Annotated in this window: 15 protein-coding genes and 7 tRNA genes; 6 read left to right on the top strand and 16 right to left on the bottom strand. The window is 52.0% G+C overall.

Going from position 1 to position 18,488, the window contains the following annotated elements:
* Nucleotides 1–76 precede the first annotated feature (76 nt).
* From ACJ9N4_RS02035 to nagB, 12 genes are all read right to left on the bottom strand, one after another.
* Nucleotides 77–151: transfer RNA gene (locus ACJ9N4_RS02035), tRNA-Gln, on the bottom strand.
* Between the two features lie 37 nt (nucleotides 152–188).
* Nucleotides 189–263: transfer RNA gene (locus tag ACJ9N4_RS02030), tRNA-Gln, on the bottom strand.
* 44 nt (nucleotides 264–307) lie between these two features.
* Nucleotides 308–384: transfer RNA gene (locus tag ACJ9N4_RS02025), tRNA-Met, on the bottom strand.
* A 17-nt stretch (nucleotides 385–401) separates the two neighbouring features.
* A tRNA-Gln gene (locus tag ACJ9N4_RS02020) sits at nucleotides 402–476 on the bottom strand.
* Nucleotides 477–508: 32 nt separating this feature from the next.
* Nucleotides 509–583, bottom strand: a tRNA-Gln gene (locus ACJ9N4_RS02015).
* Between the two features lie 23 nt (nucleotides 584–606).
* Nucleotides 607–691: transfer RNA gene (locus ACJ9N4_RS02010), tRNA-Leu, on the bottom strand.
* A gap of 8 nt (nucleotides 692–699) precedes the next feature.
* Nucleotides 700–776: transfer RNA gene (locus tag ACJ9N4_RS02005), tRNA-Met, on the bottom strand.
* A gap of 226 nt (nucleotides 777–1,002) precedes the next feature.
* Entirely contained in the window at nucleotides 1,003–2,667 is a 1,665-nt protein-coding gene (gene asnB / locus ACJ9N4_RS02000; protein WP_182274120.1) for an asparagine synthase B, read from the bottom strand.
* A 249-nt stretch (nucleotides 2,668–2,916) separates the two neighbouring features.
* Nucleotides 2,917–3,669, bottom strand: coding sequence for a ribonucleotide monophosphatase NagD (gene nagD / locus ACJ9N4_RS01995; RefSeq protein ID WP_166717394.1), 753 nt, complete (start codon nucleotides 3,667–3,669; stop codon nucleotides 2,917–2,919).
* 45 nt (nucleotides 3,670–3,714) lie between these two features.
* Nucleotides 3,715–4,935, bottom strand: a complete 1,221-nt coding sequence (nagC, locus tag ACJ9N4_RS01990) for a DNA-binding transcriptional regulator NagC (RefSeq protein ID WP_182919595.1) — start codon at nucleotides 4,933–4,935, stop codon at nucleotides 3,715–3,717.
* Nucleotides 4,936–4,943: 8 nt separating this feature from the next.
* Nucleotides 4,944–6,092, bottom strand: coding sequence for an N-acetylglucosamine-6-phosphate deacetylase (gene nagA, locus ACJ9N4_RS01985; RefSeq protein ID WP_182274122.1), 1,149 nt, complete (start codon nucleotides 6,090–6,092; stop codon nucleotides 4,944–4,946).
* A 56-nt stretch (nucleotides 6,093–6,148) separates the two neighbouring features.
* Nucleotides 6,149–6,949 (bottom strand): glucosamine-6-phosphate deaminase, encoded by an 801-nt coding sequence (gene nagB, locus ACJ9N4_RS01980; protein WP_182274123.1) that lies wholly within the window; start codon nucleotides 6,947–6,949, stop codon nucleotides 6,149–6,151.
* 327 nt (nucleotides 6,950–7,276) lie between these two features.
* Between nagB and nagE the strand changes: the two genes are divergently transcribed.
* The 4 genes from nagE (at nucleotide 7,277) to chiQ (ending at nucleotide 13,358) form a co-directional block, all read left to right on the top strand.
* Nucleotides 7,277–9,298, top strand: coding sequence for an N-acetylglucosamine-specific PTS transporter subunit IIBC (gene nagE, locus ACJ9N4_RS01975; RefSeq protein WP_182274124.1), 2,022 nt, complete (start codon nucleotides 7,277–7,279; stop codon nucleotides 9,296–9,298).
* Nucleotides 9,299–9,467: 169 nt separating this feature from the next.
* Entirely contained in the window at nucleotides 9,468–11,135 is a 1,668-nt protein-coding gene (gene glnS / locus ACJ9N4_RS01970; RefSeq protein WP_182274125.1) for a glutamine--tRNA ligase, read from the top strand.
* A gap of 449 nt (nucleotides 11,136–11,584) precedes the next feature.
* Nucleotides 11,585–12,982 (top strand): chitoporin ChiP, encoded by a 1,398-nt coding sequence (gene chiP, locus ACJ9N4_RS01965; RefSeq protein WP_182274126.1) that lies wholly within the window; start codon nucleotides 11,585–11,587, stop codon nucleotides 12,980–12,982.
* 46 nt (nucleotides 12,983–13,028) lie between these two features.
* Nucleotides 13,029–13,358: a ChiQ/YbfN family lipoprotein gene (gene chiQ / locus ACJ9N4_RS01960; protein WP_182274640.1), complete on the top strand. Its 330-nt coding sequence runs from the start codon at nucleotides 13,029–13,031 to the stop codon at nucleotides 13,356–13,358.
* A gap of 108 nt (nucleotides 13,359–13,466) precedes the next feature.
* Here chiQ and fur read toward each other — a convergent pair whose 3' ends face one another.
* The 4 genes from fur to ybfF form a co-directional block, all read right to left on the bottom strand.
* Entirely contained in the window at nucleotides 13,467–13,913 is a 447-nt protein-coding gene (gene fur / locus ACJ9N4_RS01955; RefSeq protein ID WP_182274127.1) for a ferric iron uptake transcriptional regulator, read from the bottom strand.
* A 292-nt stretch (nucleotides 13,914–14,205) separates the two neighbouring features.
* Nucleotides 14,206–14,736: a flavodoxin FldA gene (fldA, locus tag ACJ9N4_RS01950; protein ID WP_182274128.1), complete on the bottom strand. Its 531-nt coding sequence runs from the start codon at nucleotides 14,734–14,736 to the stop codon at nucleotides 14,206–14,208.
* A 155-nt stretch (nucleotides 14,737–14,891) separates the two neighbouring features.
* On the bottom strand, nucleotides 14,892–15,179 hold the full coding sequence (gene ybfE / locus ACJ9N4_RS01945) for a LexA regulated protein (RefSeq protein ID WP_182274129.1): 288 nt from the start codon (nucleotides 15,177–15,179) through the stop codon (nucleotides 14,892–14,894).
* Nucleotides 15,180–15,307: 128 nt separating this feature from the next.
* On the bottom strand, nucleotides 15,308–16,081 hold the full coding sequence (gene ybfF, locus ACJ9N4_RS01940; RefSeq protein ID WP_182274130.1) for an esterase: 774 nt from the start codon (nucleotides 16,079–16,081) through the stop codon (nucleotides 15,308–15,310).
* 183 nt (nucleotides 16,082–16,264) lie between these two features.
* On the opposite strand from ybfF, the gene seqA reads away from it, so the two are divergent.
* Both seqA and pgm read left to right on the top strand, forming a co-directional pair.
* Nucleotides 16,265–16,813: a replication initiation negative regulator SeqA gene (gene seqA / locus ACJ9N4_RS01935; RefSeq protein WP_182274131.1), complete on the top strand. Its 549-nt coding sequence runs from the start codon at nucleotides 16,265–16,267 to the stop codon at nucleotides 16,811–16,813.
* A 24-nt stretch (nucleotides 16,814–16,837) separates the two neighbouring features.
* A complete protein-coding gene (gene pgm, locus ACJ9N4_RS01930; protein WP_182274132.1) occupies nucleotides 16,838–18,478 on the top strand; it encodes a phosphoglucomutase (alpha-D-glucose-1,6-bisphosphate-dependent) in 1,641 nt (546 codons plus the stop codon).
* The last annotated feature ends 10 nt before the right edge of the window (nucleotides 18,479–18,488 follow it).

Below are 18,488 nucleotides of genomic sequence, written 5' to 3'. Positions count from 1 at the left end.
GGTGAGGGCATCAGGCCGCACAATGCTGATCAACAAAAACAAAAAAGCCCGCAGAGCGGGCTTTTTTGTTACTAAGTGGCTGGGGTGCAGGGATTCGAACCCCGGAATGCTGGTATCAGAAACCAGAGCCTTACCGCTTGGCGACACCCCAATTGCGTTAAACAAACTGCTTAACGACTTTTTTAAATTGGCTGGGGTACGAGGATTCGAACCTCGGAATGCTGGTATCAGAAACCAGAGCCTTACCGCTTGGCGATACCCCAACAATTTTTTCTAGTCTACCGAATTACCCGATAGATTACTAATTTGGTGGCTACGACGGGATTCGAACCTGTGACCCCATCATTATGAGTGATGTGCTCTAACCAACTGAGCTACGTAGCCAGTACTGCATTCTTCGATGGCTGGGGTACCTGGATTCGAACCAGGGAATGCCGGTATCAAAAACCGGTGCCTTACCGCTTGGCGATACCCCAATACCGCGGAGAACCGCAAAATCGAAGAAATATGGCTGGGGTACCTGGATTCGAACCAGGGAATGCCGGTATCAAAAACCGGTGCCTTACCGCTTGGCGATACCCCATCCGTGCAACGCTTACCTGGGAATGGTGCGGGAGGCGAGACTTGAACTCGCACACCTTGCGGCGCCAGAACCTAAATCTGGTGCGTCTACCAATTTCGCCACTCCCGCAAAAAAGATGGTGGCTACGACGGGATTCGAACCTGTGACCCCATCATTATGAGTGATGTGCTCTAACCAACTGAGCTACGTAGCCATCTTTTTTTCGCGTTACCTTATCGGCGTTGCGGGGCGCATTATGCGTATAGACCCTTGCAGCGTCAACACCTTTTTCAACGAAAATGGCTGGAATGTGACTGTTTGGTTAGGTTGCGAACAGCGTGACCGAATATTCGGCAATTATTGGTTATTAATCGGTTTTGGGAAGTGAAAAGTGAGACAAAAAAATCAGGCCCCGGAGGGCCTGATTGCAATCTTATTGCTTATTTATAGGCAGACTGGTGAACGCCTACCGCACGCCCTGATGGATCGTTCATCGCTTTGAAAGATTCATCCCATTCAATGGCTTTCGCCGAAGAACACGCGACGGATGGGCCACCCGGAACACACTCGGCAGCGCTCGGTACCGGGAACAGTTCTTCAAAGATCTCGCGGTACAAATATGCTTCTTTAGAGCCCGGCGTGTTGTACGGGAAGCGGAAGCTCGCGGTTTCCAGTTGCTGGTCGGAAACCTGTTTAGCCGCCACCTCTTTCAGGGTGTCGATCCAGCTGTAACCTACACCATCAGAGAACTGCTCTTTCTGACGCCATGCCACGCTTGCCGGCAGATAGGATTCGAAACATTCACGCAGGATATGTTTTTCCATTTTGCCGTTGCCGCACATTTTATCCTGCGGGTTGATACGCATTGCCACGTCGAGGAATTTCTTGTCCAGGAACGGTACACGAGCTTCCACACCCCAGGCGGACATCGCTTTGTTGGCACGAGCACAGTCAAACATGTGCAGCGCCTGCAGTTTACGCACGGTTTCTTCGTGCAGCTCTTTGGCGTTCGGTGCTTTGTGGAAGTACAGGTAGCCGCCAAACACTTCGTCAGAACCTTCGCCGGAAAGCACCATCTTAATGCCCATCGCTTTGATTTTACGCGACATCAGGTACATCGGCGTGGAGGCGCGGATGGTGGTCACATCATAAGTTTCGATGTGATAGATAACATCGCGGATCGCATCCAGACCTTCCTGCACGGTGAAGTGAATTTCATGGTGTACAGTGCCCAGGTGGTTTGCCACTTCCTGTGCAGCTTTCAGGTCAGGAGCCCCTTCCAGGCCAACGGCAAAGGAGTGCAGCTGTGGCCACCAGGCTTCTGAACGTTCCTGATCTTCAACACGACGCGCAGCGTATTTCTTGGTGATCGCAGAGATCACGGAGGAGTCCAGGCCGCCGGAGAGCAATACGCCGTACGGCACGTCTGACATCAGATGGCTTTTTACGGAATCTTCCAGCGCCTGACGCAGTTCGGCTTTATCAGTGACGTTGTCTTTTACCGCGTCAAAATCGAACCAGTCACGCTGATAATACGAGCGGATCTCGCCGTCTTTGCTCCACAGGTAGCTGCCTGCCGGGAACTCTTTGATGGTACGGCAAACCGGTACCAGCGCTTTCATTTCAGAGGCGACATAGAAGTTGCCGTGTTCATCGTGGCCCATATACAACGGGATGATCCCAATATGGTCGCGACCAATCAGGTAAGCATCTTTTTCGCTGTCGTACAGGGCGAAGGCAAACATACCCTGCAGTTCGTCCAGGAACTCTGGCCCTTTTTCCTGGTACAGCGCCAGGATGACTTCACAGTCAGAGCCGGTCTGGAAGGCGTAGCGATCGCCGTACTCTGCGCGCAATGCCTGATGGTTGTAGATTTCACCGTTGACCGCCAGCGCGTGCGTTTTTTTCTCGTTATACAGCGGTTGTGCACCGGCGTTGACGTCAACAATGGACAGGCGCTCGTGCGCCAGAATGGCTTTATCGCTGGCGTAAACACCTGACCAGTCCGGGCCGCGATGGCGCATCAGGCGGGACAGTTCGAGTGCTTTTTTACGCAGTTCGCCCGCGTCAGTTTTAATATCCAGTACGCCAAAAATTGAACACATAACCTTCTCCGTTAACCCTGTTGCTTTGTGATGTTGCTTGCTTATGAAAATGCCGTAAAGGGAGAGGGCGCGCAAGGGTTTTACGGGGTAAAACGGAAATAGTGCAATGGTGATTGCGGAATGTTGAAAAAAGAGTATGTCCTAAACGTTTTTATTGATGATTATGCAATGAATGGTGGGTTTTGTTAGATGTGACTGTCTTTATCAGGGGGGGAAATGAAAAACCACGCCCTGAGGCGTGGTTCTGAATCAGATGACATCAATTTCATCGACAGAGGGGTAAATCCAGCTCGGCCGGAACGGCATGGAGTCGATATCATCGAGTGTGGATACCCCGGAAAGTACGAGGATCGTCTCAAGGCCCGCCTGGAAACCGGCCAGAATGTCGGTACGCAAATTGTCACCCACAATGACAGTCTGCTCTGAATGCGCCTGCATTTTGTTCAGTGCGGCGCGGATGATCCACGGGCTCGGTTTACCGACAACAAACGGCTTACGGCCGGAGATTTTTTCGATACCGGCACACAGCGCCCCGCAGGCCGGATAAAAACCACGACCGTGGGTGTCCGGGTTGGTGGCGATGAAACGCGCACCGTTGGCGACAAAGTACGCTGCTTTATGCATCATCTCCCAGTTAAAAGAGCGCGTTTCGCCCACAATCACAAAATCCGGGTTCACATCAGTGATGGTAAAGCCTGCTTTATACAGCTCGTGGATCAGCGCGCCTTCGCCCACCACATAGGCCTTTTTTCCTTCCTGACGTTTCAGAAAATCCGCCGTCGCCATTGCCGAGGTGTAAAACACGGTGTCCGGCACGTCGACGCCTGCTGTAGCAAAGCGGTTCGCCAGATCCTGACCTGTCTGGGAAGGGTAGTTCGTGAGAAGAACCAGTGGCATTCCTTTGTCGATGATGCGGTGAAGAAACTCCGCAGCACCTGGCACGGCAACGTTGTCGTGCATCAGCACGCCGTCGATATCACAAATTACATTCTTAATGGTCATGGACATTCCGACATCAAAAAAAGAAGGCGTTACTATAAGATCCGATCAGGATTCCAGCAAATGCTGGAGTAGGATCCCGTTAAGCATGGCGCGTTTTACCAGCGCAAAGGCACCAATCGCTGAACGGTGATCGAGCGTAGAGCGCACCACTGGTAAGTTCTGGCGAAATGCTTTCAGCGCCTGAGTATTAATGCAGCCTTCAATGGCGGGCAGTAACACTTTTTCTGCTTCGATAATCTCGCCGGCGATCACCACTTTTTGTGGATTAAACAGGTTGATGGCAATGGCGATGGTTTTGCCCAGATGGCGTCCAACTTGCTCGATCACTTCACAGGCCAGCGCATCACCTTTATTGGCGGCTTTGCAAATGGTGCCTATCTTGCAATCGTCCAGCGTGACGCGACTTTGATACCCCTGTTCCAGCAGGTGGCGAACGCGATGTTCAATGGCTGCGTTGGCGGCGATGGTTTCGAGGCAGCCAAAGTTTCCGCAGTGGCAGCGCTCGCCGAGCGGTTCCACCTGGATGTGACCAATTTCTCCGACGTTACCGTTGCGGCCAATAAAAATACGTCCATTGGAGATGATGCCCGCACCTGTACCACGGTGGACGCGCACCAGAATAGAGTCTTCGCAGTCCTGGCTCGCACCAAAGTAGTGCTCTGCCAGCGCCAGAGAGCGAATGTCATGACCCACAAAGCAGGTCACCTTAAAACGTTTTTCCAGCGCGTCGACCAGCCCCCAGTTCTCAACCTGAATATGCGGCATGTAATGAATGACACCGGTTTCCGGGTCGACAAGGCCGGGTAAAATCACCGAAATGGCAATGAGTTCACGGATCTTGCGCTGACAGTTCTCAATAAAGTGCGCGATGGTATTCAGCAGCGCGTGCTCCAGTGTTTCCTGGGTGCGCTCCGGAAGAGGGTAGTGCTCTTCGGCGATGGCTTTACTGCTCAGATCGTAGAGCGTGAGCGTGGTGTCATGACGACCGAGACGGACGCCAATAGCCTGAAAATTGCGGGTTTCGGTAACAATGGAGATAGCGCGGCGTCCCCCGGTGGAGGCTTGCTGATCGACTTCTTTGATCAGGCCGCGCTCAATAAGCTGACGTGTAATTTTTGTCACGCTGGCGGGAGCAAGCTGGCTTTGTTCGGCTATCTGAATACGTGAGATTGGCCCATGTTGGTCAATCAGGCGATAAACTGCCGCGCTGTTAAGTTGTTTAACGAGATCGACATTACCGATTTGAGCTTGTCCGCCTGGTGTCATACTTTTACTTACTCAGTGACGACCTCGTTACCATTAACGATGGTCTTAATAATTTTATAATCGTGTGTGAATGCCGTCAGGTTTGCAACCATACCCGGTGCGATCCCACCCAGCTTTTTATCCACGCCCATTGCGCGAGCCGGATAGAGCGTTGCCATTCGCAGCACTTCATCAAGGGCAATCCCGCAATGTTCAACCAGGTTACGCACCCCTTCGATCATCGTCAGGGCCGAACCACTCAGCGTGCCATTTTCATCCACACACAGTCCATTACGGTAGTATATTGTTTTACCAGCAAAAATGAACTGCTCAATATTTGCCCCTGCCGGTGCGGTGGCGTCAGTCACCAGGCACAGCTTGTCACCTTTCAGGCGCTTGGCGTTGCGAATGTTGGTGTAGTCGACGTGTAAACCGTCGGCGATGATACCGCAGTAGACGTCAGGTTCATCCAGAATCGCCCCGACCAGCCCTGGCTCACGGCCGGTAATATATGGCATGGCGTTATAAAGGTGGGTTGCAAACGTGATACCGGCACGGAAGCCTGCTTTGGCTTCTTTCTGTGTGGCATTTGAGTGCCCTGCAGAAACGACAATCCCGGCGGCAGCCAGTTTGCTGATGACGTCAGTCCCCGCCATTTCGGGTGCCAGCGTCACTTTGGTGATCACATCGGCGTTTGCACACATGTAATCAACCAGTTCGGCGTCAGGTTTACGTACATAATCTGGGTTATGTGTACCTTTCTTGACCATGTTCAGCCACGGTCCTTCAAGGTGCAGACCCAGCGCCTGATTAGGGTGTTTTGCCAGGTATTCGCGCATCACGCGGATACCCTGTTTCATCAGATCATCACTGCTGGTGATGAGCGTTGGCAGATAGCTGGTGCAGCCCGATTTCTCGTTGGCTTTCTGCATAATTTCCAGCGTGTCGACCGTCACCGCTTCTGCGGTGTCATTAAACTGCACACCGCCGCAGCCGTTAAGCTGTACGTCGATGAAACCGGGGGAGATCACAGCTCCATTGAGTGAGCGCTGTTCAATCTCCGGTGGCAGTTCAGCCAGCGGGCAAACACGTTCAATCAGGCCATTGGCGACAACAATCGCATGGTCATCCAGAATTTCGTGGCCGGTATAAATCCGACCGTGGGTTAAAGCGTACATAACGACCCCCGGTTTAAAAAAAAGCGACCGCCTCTGGATAAGAGGCGGTTATTCAATTACAGACCTTTGATGTTCTCAGCTTCCAGCTCGTTGAAGTATTTCAACGTTTTCACTTTCAGCTCCATCGTAGACGGCTCGTCACAGACGATGACTGATTTTGGATGCAGCTGCAGGCAGCTGATGGTCCACATGTGGTTAACGTTGCCTTCAACGGCAGCCTGAAGCGCCTGTGCTTTTACGCCGCCCAGTACCAGAATCATCACTTCTTCGGCATCCAGCAGGGTGCCTACGCCAACGGTCAGGGCGTATTTTGGAACCTGGCTAACGTCGCCGTCAAAGAAGCGGGAGTTTGCCACGCGCGTGTCATGAGTCAGCGTTTTAATACGCGTACGCGAAGCCAGCGATGACGCTGGTTCGTTAAAGGCGATATGACCATCGTTGCCCACGCCACCCATGAACAGGTTGATCTTGCCGTAAGAACGGATTTTTTCTTCATACTGACGACATTCTGCGTCAATATCAGGCGCGTTTCCATTCAACAGGTTAATATTTTCAGCTGGGATATCAACGTGATCAAAGAAATTACGGTGCATGAAGCTATGGTAGCTCTCCGGATGTTCCTTTGGTAAGCCGACATATTCGTCCATGTTGAAGGTGACAACGTGCTTAAAGCTAACCTGGCCCGCTTTGTGCATTTCTACCAGAGCTTTATACGCCGTCAGTGGTGTCCCGCCAGTTGGCAGGCCCAGAACGAAAGGACGATCGGCTGTTGGTTTGAACGCATTGATACGGTTAGCGATATGACGAGCGGCCCATTTACCGACTTGTTCAGCAGTTGCCAGGGGAATCAGTCTCATTGTTCACCTCAAGAGTTAAAGTAAAAGCGTGGGCGGATAGCTATCGGAACCTGATACTTAAGCGTAACCGGAACTTGTCAGGCCAGATCAATCCGTCTTGATTTTTTGAATGATAAAATAAGTTTTCGCTGTTAGCCAGTGTAAGGGAGGGTAATTAACGATATTTGGTGACAAAAATCACAAAAAATACGCGTTTAATTTGCGATACGAATTAATTTTTCACACACTCAGAATGCCAGTGAATCATCAACCGTATATATAGGTTAGTGACACAATAAAAACACAGCTGAGAATGTGCCTTAAACGGGGTCTCATAGGGGGAAGAAAGTGAGTATTCTAGGTTATTTACAAAAGGTTGGTCGCGCACTTATGGTGCCGGTCGCCACGCTGCCTGCCGCAGCCATCCTGATGGGTGTCGGCTACTGGATCGACCCCAACGGCTGGGGTAATACCAGCGCGCTGGCGGCGTTCTTCATCAAGTCAGGTTCCGCCATTATCGACAACATGTCCGTGTTGTTTGCTATTGGTGTAGCTTATGGTATGTCCAAAGATAAAGACGGTGCCGCTGCACTGACCGGCTTTGTCGGTTTCCTCGTATTAACCACTCTCTGCTCACCAGCAGCGGTGGCAATGATCCAAAAGATCCCGGCGGACCAGGTTCCGGCGGCATTCGGTAAGATCAGCAACCAGTTTGTCGGTATTCTCGTGGGTATTATTTCCGCAGAACTGTACAACCGCTTCAGTAGTGTGGAGCTGCCAAAAGCACTCTCCTTCTTTAGCGGACGTCGTCTGGTGCCGATCCTGACCTCCTTCGTGATGATCTTCGTTGCGTTTATCCTGATGTACATCTGGCCGCTGATTTTCGACGGTCTGGTGAACTTCGGTGAACACATCCAGAAACTGGGTTCTGCCGGTGCGGGCGTGTATGCGTTCTTCAACCGTCTGTTGATCCCGGTTGGTCTGCACCACGCGCTGAACTCCGTGTTCTGGTTCGACGTTGCTGGTATTAACGATATCCCTAACTTCCTGGGTGGCGCACAGTCCATCGAATCAGGTAAAGCGGTTGTTGGTATCACCGGTCGTTATCAGGCGGGCTTCTTCCCAATCATGATGTTCGGTCTGCCGGGTGCAGCACTGGCTATCTACCACTGCGCGCGTCCAGAAAACAAAGCGAAAGTGCTGGGTATCATGATGGCAGGTGCGTTTGCTGCCTTCTTCACGGGTATCACCGAACCGCTGGAATTCTCCTTCATGTTCGTTGCGCCAGTACTGTACGTTATCCACGCTGTGCTGACCGGTATCTCTGTGTTCATTGCTGCAAGCATGCACTGGATCGCGGGCTTCGGCTTCAGCGCCGGTCTGGTGGATATGGTGCTCTCCTCGCGTAACCCGCTGGCGACCCACTGGTGGATGCTGATCCCACAAGGTCTGGTGTTCTTCGCTATCTACTACGTGGTGTTCCGTTTCACTATCACCAAATTCAACCTGATGACTCCGGGTCGCGAGCTGGCTGTTGCCGGTAGCGAAGCAGATGGTCAGGATATGAATGTTAGCGGTGCTCAGGATCAGGACGTTTCTGGTCTGGCGCGTCAGTATATTGCTGCAGTTGGCGGTTCTGACAACCTGACCGGTATCGATGCCTGTATCACCCGTCTGCGTCTGAACGTAAAAGACTCTTCACTGGTTAATGAAGCGCTGGCAAAACGTCTGGGTGCATCCGGTGTTATCCGCCTGAACAAAACCAGCGTGCAGATTATCGTTGGCTTCGTGGCGGAAAAAATTGCTAATGCCATGAAAACTACCGGCCCGGTAGCCGCAGCGGAAGCGTCTGCTGCTCCAGTCGCCGCCCCCGCTGCTGCAAAACCACAGGCTGTGCCAAACGCGACAACCATCGCGGCGCTGGTTTCGCCAGTAACCGGTGAAGTGGTTGCCATTGAGCAGGTGCCTGATGAAGCGTTTGCCAGCAAAGCGGTCGGTGATGGCGTAGCAGTGAAACCAACGGAAAAAACCGTGGTGTCTCCGGCTGCCGGAACCATCGTGAAAATCTTCAACACCAACCACGCGTTCTGTCTTGAGACTGAAAAAGGTGCGGAGATCGTTGTCCATATGGGTATCGATACTGTTGCGCTGAACGGTCAGGGCTTTACTCGCCTGGTGGAAGAAGGTGCTGAAGTGGTTGCAGGTCAGCCGATTCTGGAAATGGATCTGGACTTCCTGAACGCCAATGCGCGCTCCATGATTAGCCCGGTGGTTTGCAGCAACATCGACGACTTCAGCGGCCTGGTGATTCAGGCGAAAGGTCAGGTGGTTGCAGGTCAAACCCCACTGTATGAGATTAAAGGCAAGTAATCGCTCCTGAGTAGAGTTTGTGCCTTAAGCGGCGGGGGGATCCCTCGCCGCTTTTTTTTGCAGCAAATGCCCCCATTATTTTCTTCAGAGACGTTTTAAGGGTTGTCACTACGTCCGGCTTATAAGATCATATGCCGTTATACGTTGTTTACGCTTTGAGGAATCCACGATGAGTGAGGCTGAAGCCCGCCCGAGTAACTTTATTCGTCAGATCATCGATGAAGATCTGGCCAGTGGTAAGCACACCACAATTCATACCCGTTTCCCGCCGGAGCCGAACGGCTACCTGCATATTGGTCATGCGAAATCTATCTGCCTGAACTTTGGCATTGCGCAAGACTACCAGGGACAGTGCAACCTGCGTTTCGATGACACCAACCCAGTAAAAGAAGACATCGAATACGTTGAGTCCATCAAGAACGATGTGCAATGGCTGGGCTTCAACTGGTCGGGCGACATTTGCTACTCCTCTGACTATTTTGATCAGCTGTTTGCCTATGCGGTTGAGCTGATTAACAAAGGTCTGGCGTACGTTGACGAACTGTCTGCTGACGAAATCCGTGAATACCGTGGTTCGCTGACCGCACCGGGCAAAAATAGCCCGTTCCGCGATCGCAGTGTTGAAGAAAACCTGGCGCTGTTTGAAAAAATGCGTGCCGGTGGTTTCGAAGAAGGCAAAGCATGTCTGCGCGCCAAAATCGATATGGCGTCGCCGTTCATCGTGATGCGCGATCCGGTGCTGTACCGTATTAAGTTCGCGGAACACCACCAGACCGGTAACAAATGGTGCATCTACCCGATGTACGATTTCACCCACTGCATCAGCGATGCGCTGGAAGGCATTACTCACTCACTGTGTACGCTGGAGTTCCAGGACAACCGCCGTCTGTACGACTGGGTGCTGGATAACATCACCATTCCTGTGCATCCGCGTCAGTACGAGTTCTCTCGTCTGAATCTGGAATACACCGTGATGTCCAAGCGTAAGCTGAATCTGCTGGTGACTGACAAACACGTTGAAGGCTGGGATGACCCACGTATGCCGACCATCTCTGGTCTGCGCCGTCGTGGTTACACCTCTGCGTCTATTCGTGAGTTCTGCAAACGCATTGGCGTGACCAAACAGGACAACACCATTGAGATCGCTTCTCTGGAATCCTGCATTCGTGAAGATCTGAACGAAAACGCTCCGCGTGCAATGGCGGTTATCGACCCGGTGAAACTGGTTATCGAAAACTACCCGCAGGGCGAGGGCGAGCTGGTTTCTATGCCTAACCACCCGGGTAAGCCGGAGATGGGAAGCCGTGACGTGCCGTTCAGCGGTGAGATCTGGATAGATCGTGCTGACTTCCGCGAAGAAGCGAACAAGCAGTACAAGCGTCTGGTGCTGGGTAAAGAAGTGCGTCTGCGTAATGCTTACGTTATTAAAGCTGAGCGCGTGGAGAAAGATGCGGAAGGTAACATCACCACCATCTTCTGCTCTTATGATGCTGACACCCTGAGTAAAGATCCGGCGGATGGCCGTAAAGTGAAAGGCGTTATCCACTGGGTAAGCGCAGCACACGCGCTACCGGTCGAAATTCGCCTGTACGACCGCCTGTTCAGCGTACCTAACCCTGGTGCGGCAGATGACTTCCTGGCGGTCATCAACCCGGAATCTCTGCTGATCAAGCAGGGCTATGCTGAACCGTCCCTGAAGGCGGCTGAAGCGGGTAAAGCGTTCCAGTTCGAACGTGAAGGTTATTTCTGCCTGGACAGCCGTTACAGCACGGCTGAAAAACCGGTATTTAACCGTACCGTGGGTCTGCGTGATACCTGGGCTAAGATCGGCGAATAATATTGCTGCTCTGGTCAATGAGAGACAAACGCCGCTAATTGCGGCGTTTTTTTTATTTAACGATCATGCCATTAAGGCGTTGCTAAAATATTGCCTTCTGAAAATTGAGGTCAATGAGGTGCTACTTATTTTACTCAAAAAAAGTTTGAATATTTACGGAATATCTGAAGGCTAAAAAATAAGCGCAAATAATGGGCTTTTCCCCCTGAAAATATCTCTTTCTCCCTGTAAATCCACGCATTGATGGAAATGTTACAAATCACTACCAATTATGTGCACTTCGTCATAATCCTGACTTTTGCCCGCTGAAAAGCATTGATAATTCGCGTCGCGAAAAATAACCTAAAGGCGGTAGTTAATTCGAGGGTATTTCTAACTACCCCTGACCGACAGGTCATTTTTATTTTTCGCCGTTTTAGGCGTTTTAATTCGTCAAAGAGGAATAATCTATGCGTACGTTTAGTGGCAAACGTAGTGCGCTGGCGCTGGCTATTGCCGGTGTAACAGCAATGTCGGGCCTGGTTGTCGCACCAGAGGCTAAGGCAGCAGGTTTCGTTGATGATTCTACCCTCACGGGCGGTATTTATTACTGGCAGCGTGAACGTGACCGTAAAGACGTCACTGAAGACAAATACAAAACCAACCTTGCTCATTCCACCTGGAACGCCAACCTGGACTTCCAGTCCGGTTATGCTGCCGATATGTTCGGCCTGGATATTGCCGCATTCACTGCCATTGAAATGGCGGAAAACGGTGACAGTGGCCACCCGAACGAAATCGCATTCTCCTCCAGCAATAAAGCGTACGATGAAGACTGGTCCGGGGATAAAAGCGGTATTAGCCTGTATAAAGCAGCCGCGAAATTCAAATACGGCCCGGTATGGGCGCGTGGTGGTTATATTCAGCCAACCGGTCAAACACTGTTAGCCCCACACTGGAGCTTTATGCCAGGTACTTATCAGGGGGCGGAAGCCGGTGCCAACTTTGACTACGGTGATGCAGGTGCGTTGAGTTTCTCCTATATGTGGACCAACGAATATAAAGCACCGTGGCATATCGAAATGGACAAGTTCTACCAGAACGATAAAAAGACCAAAGTGGATTACCTCCACTCGCTGGGTGCGAAATACGACTTCAAAAACGATCTGGTTCTTGAAGCGGCCTTTGGCCAGGCGCAAGGTTATGTCGATCAATACTTTGCCAAAGCCAGCTATAAGTTTGATATCGCGGGTAGCCCGCTGAGTACCAGCTACCAGTTCTACGGTACGCGCGATAAAGTCAGTAATGGTGGCGTCAATGACATTTATGATGGCACCGCGTGGCTGCAGGCGCTGACCTTCGGCTACAAAGTGGGTCAGGTTGATTTGCGTCTGGAAGGGACATGGGTGAAGGCGGAAGGGCAGCAGGGCTACTTCCTGCAGCGTATGACCCCAACCTACGCCTCCTCCAACGGTCGTCTGGATATCTGGTGGGATAACCGTTCAGACTTCAACGCCGACGGTGAAAAAGCGGTGTTCTTCGGCGCGATGTATGATCTGAAAAACTGGAACCTGCCGGGTTGGGCTGTGGGGGCATCTTACGCTTACGCCTGGGATGCGAAACCTGCCGATATGGCAACACCTGACGCATACTACGATCCAAACTACCGTCTGAAAGAGTCCTCTTACAGCCTGGATGCCATGTACACCCTGCAGGATGGCCGTGCAAAAGGAACAATGTTCAAGCTGCACTTCACCCAGTATGACAACCACTCTGATATCCCAAGCTACGCGGGCGGTTACGGCAACATCTTCCAGGATGAGCGTGACGTGAAGTTCATGGTTATTGCCCCATTCACAATCTTCTGATGAACACCCCGGTGGGCTAAGCCCGCCGGGATGGAGACTGCACATGATGAAAAAAATCGTAATCGTCGCGTTGCTGGCATCGGGGTTGGTGGCTTGTGCACAGCCTCAGGCACCGAAAGAGGACTCGCGTCTGAAAGAGGCATACAGCGCCTGTATTAATACGGCGGAAGGTTCGCCGGAGAAAATTGAAGCCTGTCAGAGCGTGCTGAATGTACTGAAGAAAGAGAAAGCACATGAGCAATTCGCGACGCAGGAGAATGTCCGCGTGATGGATTACCAGGCCTGTATTCAGGCGCGTAAGACCGGTAACGATCAGGAAGTGGCGAAGCGTTGCGATCAGATCTGGAAAGAAATTCGCAGTAATAACAGTAAATAATCAGCTGTCTTGACGCCCGGTAGCACTGCGCTTACCGGGCTTTTTTTATGCCAGATTACAGGCAAAAAAAAGCCAACCTTTCGGCTGGCTCAGAGTATGAAAGCAGACTTATTTTGCGTCGTGCGCGTGCTCGTCTTCGCGGCAATCACCTTCCGCACAGTGGCCGTACAGGTACAGGCTGTGGTTGGTCAGGCGGATGCCATGACGGGCGGCAATTTCACGCTGGCGCGCTTCGATGGAATCATCGCTAAATTCAATGACCTTACCGCAATCAAGGCAGATCAGGTGATCGTGGTGCTGCTGTTGGGTCAGTTCGAAAACAGATTTACCGCCTTCGAAATTATGACGGGTCACAATACCCGCGTCATCAAACTGGTTCAGTACACGATAAACAGTGGCCAGCCCAATCTCTTCGCCCATGTCGATAAGACGCTTGTAAAGGTCTTCCGCGCTGACATGGTGGTTGTCTGGCCCCTGAAGCACTTCAAGGATTTTTAATCGAGGAAGCGTTACTTTCAGGCCAGCCTTCTTTAATGCGGTATTGTTGTCAGTCATGCGGAATCTGTCCTGTTGCTAAACGATTCACTTCTATAAAGGAAGTGACAGAAAATGCACTTGGGATAATGCGTCTCATTATAGAACTGCCATGCCTAAATGAAAACTGCAAGTCTCAAGCAAAGTATGCTTATAAAAACGTGGTATCACCAACAAACTTGTTCGATGGCTTCCACTTTTTGTCAGGGGAATATTGTACAGATTTGAACGAAAAAGTTAAAAGTTTGTAGCAATTAATTTAATCGGTTTTACCCGATTGGCGGGCGCAACCGGAGTTGCGCCACGTCAGAACTCAGGCGTTAAGAATGTCGTCCAGGTTCAGTTCTTCGCGGATCTGCTTAACCCATTTATCAACACGCTCAGCAGTCAGTTCCGGCTGACGATCTTCGTCGATAGCCAGGCCGACGAAGTGATCGTCGTCCGCCAGACCTTTAGAGGCTTCGAAGTGGTAGCCCGCTGTTGGCCAGTGACCCACGATTACCGCGCCGTGCGGCTCGATGATGTCGCGGATGGTGCCCAGCGCGTCGCAGAAATATTCTGCGTAATCTTCCTGATCGCCGCAGCCGAACAGTGCAACCAGCTTGCCGTTGAAGTCGACTTCTTCCAGTGTCGGGAAGAAATCATCCCAGTCACACTGCGCTTCACCATAGTACCAGGTCGGGATACCCAGCAGCAGAATGTCATAACCTTCGAGATCTTCTTTGCTGCTCTTGGCGATGTCATGCACATCGGCAACGTCTTTACCGAGCTGTTTTTGAATGTTTTTTGCGATATTTTCGGTATTGCCGGTATCACTGCCGAAGAAAATGCCGATGATTGCCATGAGTAAAATAACCTCTTGAAACTTAATGGTATGGTGGCGCAATTTGTCCACGGATAAGGGCAATAATAGCAGAACAGGCAACCCTGCGGAAACTGCTATCGCGCAGGACTGCACTCTGTGCTACATGAAAACGGTGAGAAAGGAGATTTTCAGACTTATACCTTGCCGCGCAACGTCTCAAGCTGTGTGATTAACATCTCTTCAATCAACTCACTGCGGCTGATGTTACGCGCGTCAGCCAGTTCATTCAGCGCATCGACAGCATCGGCGTTGAGCTTCAGTTCGACACGCTTAAGCCCACGATTTTTATCGCGTTTTAGCTGGTTGCGTTTATTAATACGCAGCTGTTCATCGCGCGAAAGCGGATTCGTTTTCGGTCGTCCCGGTCGACGCTCATTCGCGAACAGATCTAGTGTCGTACGGTCCGTTTGTTCTTTGGCCATGATTCTGAGACTTCGGGGGAAACAAGCCGCCCTGCTAATGCCCGGGCGATAAGCGCGCCATCATACATCACCGAAAACGGCACGCCAACGACTGGAAGCCTGCAGCCTTCCAGTCGCTGTCTTTTTAATCAATTTGCCGTATCAGAGAGATAGCGGCGGATTGCGCGTAATACGGCGTCCGGTTTTTCCGCATGAACCCAGTGTCCGGCTCCGGCAATCACATGGGCGCGTGCCTGCGGGAATTGTGCCAGCAAAGTGTCGCGGTATGCATCGGTCACGTAAGGTGAGTTACCACCACGAATAAAGAGAGTAGGGCGTTGCCAGGCCGGAACGGTTTCCCAGCCAACGATATTGTCATACTGGTCCCAGAGCGCTGGCACGTTAAAACGCCACTGGCCGTCAACAAACGACTTCAACAGGAACTGCACAACGCCTTCTTCATCAAGATGTTCACGCATCACGGTCGCCGCCTGCTGACGCGTAGAGACCCCCGCTTCTGTCACCGCATTGATGGCGGCAAATATCTCATCATGACGACGCACGTCGTAATCCACGGGCGCGATATCAATGGCGATCAGACCGTTAATTCGTTCCGGTGCAAGCGCCGTCAGGGCCATCACCGCTTTGCCACCCATTGAATGCCCGATAAACGTCGCATTCTGGAGATTATTCGCATCAAGCGTATCCCGCAGATCCTGCGCCATTGCCGCGTAGGTCATTTCCGCTGAACGCCCGGACAGGCCGTGATTGCGCATATCGACCTGCAAAATATCGTGGTCGGTAACCAGCTCGCGCGCCAGCACGCCCAGGTTATCCAGGCTGCCAAAAAGCCCGTGAACCAGTACGATGGGAGAATTATTGTTCGGCGATTGTGCAGATTGCGCTCGGGTATTCAATTTCATGGCAAAGTTCTTTTTTTACGTATGTCAGGTTAGGGTATCATGTTGAACATTCTGCCGCCCGGCTGCAAGGTTCCAGTTTAATCTGACTTTTGCCGCCAACCTGGTTTGACGCTATCCGCTGTTGGGATTTGACCTTATAATCCCAACGACTTGTATTCAGATAAGATATCGCACTGGATTAAGATGAAAACAATCGAAGTTGATGACGAACTCTATCAGTATATTGCCAGCCAGACGCGGCATATTGGGGAGAGCGCGTCCGACATTTTACGGCGCATGCTTAAAATTTCCGCCGCCTCACAGCCTGCTACCCCAGTCACTAAAGATGTCGTGTCTCAGCCGAGCGTTGTTGCACAAGCAAAACCTGCCGTGACACCGGCAAAAGATAAAGTGCGTGCGATGCGCGAGCTGCTGCTTTCTGATGAATATGCGGAACAGAAAAAAGCGGTTAACCGCTTTATGCTGGTGCTGTCTACACTCTATTCACTGGATAATAAAGCGTTTGCCGAAGCGACCGAGTCGCTGCACGGGCGTACGCGCGTCTATTTCGCAGGTGACGAGCAGACGCTTCTGCAAAATGGTAATCAAACCAAACCCAAACATGTCTCTGGCACACCATATTGGGTCATCACGAATACCAACACGGGCCGCAAGTGCAGCATGGTCGAACACATCATGCAGTCCATGCAGTTCCCGACAGAATTGATTGAAAAGGTTTGCGGTACAATTTAACCCCTGCATTAAAAGGACCAGGCCATGGCAAATCACAGCCGTGCAGGCCAACCTGCACAACAAAGCGATTTGATTAATGTCGCTCAACTGACCGCGCAGTATTACGTGCTGAAGCCGGTCGTGGGCAACGCAGAACACGCAGTGAAGTTTGGTACATCAGGCCACCGCGGCAGCGCGGCACGCCACAGCTTTAACGAACCGCACATTCTGGCCATTGCCCAGGCCATCGCGGAAGAGCGCGCTAAAAATGGCGTCACGGGTCCGTGCTATGTGGGGAAAGATACTCACGCCCTGTCTGAGCCTGCATTTATTTCCGTGCTGGAAGTGCTGGCCGCGAACGGGGTAGACGTGATCGTGCAGGAGAACAACGGCTTTACGCCTACGCCTGCGGTCTCTCACGCTATCCTTGTGCACAACAAAAAAGGTGGTGCGCTGGCTGATGGCATCGTCATTACGCCATCCCATAACCCGCCGGATGACGGTGGTATTAAATACAACCCACCTAACGGTGGCCCGGCAGATACTAACGTCACCAAAGTGGTGGAAGACCGCGCAAACGCGCTGCTTGCAGACGATCTGAAAGGCGTAAAACGCATTTCTCTGGATGCGGCAATGGCGTCCGGCCACGTGAAAGAGCAGGATCTGGTGCAGCCGTTCGTGGAAGGGCTGGCAGATATCGTCGATATGGCCGCCATCCAGAAAGCGGGCCTGAAACTGGGTGTTGATCCGCTGGGCGGCTCTGGTATCGAATACTGGAAACGCATTGCTGAGTATTACAAGCTGGATCTGACCATCGTGAACGATCACGTCGATCAGACTTTCCGCTTTATGCATCTGGATAAAGACGGCGCGATCCGTATGGACTGCTCCTCCGAGTGCGCGATGGCGGGTCTGCTGGCGCTGCGCGACAAGTTTGATCTGGCATTTGCCAACGACCCGGATTATGACCGTCACGGTATTGTCACGCCTGCGGGCCTGATGAACCCGAACCACTACCTGGCCGTGGCGATCAACTACCTGTTCCAGCATCGCCCACAGTGGGGCAAAGAGGTTGCTGTTGGTAAAACGCTGGTTTCTTCGGCCATGATTGACCGCGTGGTTGATGCGCTGGGTCGTAAGCTGGTGGAAGTCCCGGTCGGCTTTAAATGGTTTGTTGACGGTCTGCACGACGGCAGCTTCGGCTTTGGCGGTGAAGAGAGCGCGGGAGCTTCCTTCCTGCGTTTCGACGGTACACCGTGGTCAACCGATAAAGACGGTATCATCATGTGTCTGCTGGCAGCGGAAATCACCGCTGTCACCGGTAAAAACCCGCAGGAACACTACAATGAGCTGGCTGCCCGCTTTGGCGCGCCAAGCTACAACCGTATTCAGGCGGCGGCAACGTCTGCCCAGAAAGCGGCGCTGTCCAAACTCTCTCCGGAGATGGTCAGTGCAAGCACCCTGGCTGGTGACCCAATCACCGCGCGTCTGACGGCGGCACCTGGTAACGGTGCGTCTATCGGCGGTCTGAAAGTGATGACTGAAAACGGCTGGTTCGCTGCGCGTCCATCCGGTACGGAAGATGCATATAAAATTTACTGCGAAAGCTTCCTCGGCGCTGAGCACCGTCAGCAGATTGAGAAAGAAGCGGTAGAGATTGTCAGCGAAGTGCTGAAAAACGCGTAAATGTTGTACT

The sequence above is a fragment of the Enterobacter sp. LM3 genome (assembly GCF_046622475.1).
Lineage (GTDB): Bacteria > Pseudomonadota > Gammaproteobacteria > Enterobacterales > Enterobacteriaceae > Enterobacter > Enterobacter cloacae_P.
Note: the sequence above shows the minus strand (reverse complement) of the source record. Positions and strands in the feature narration are given on the sequence as shown.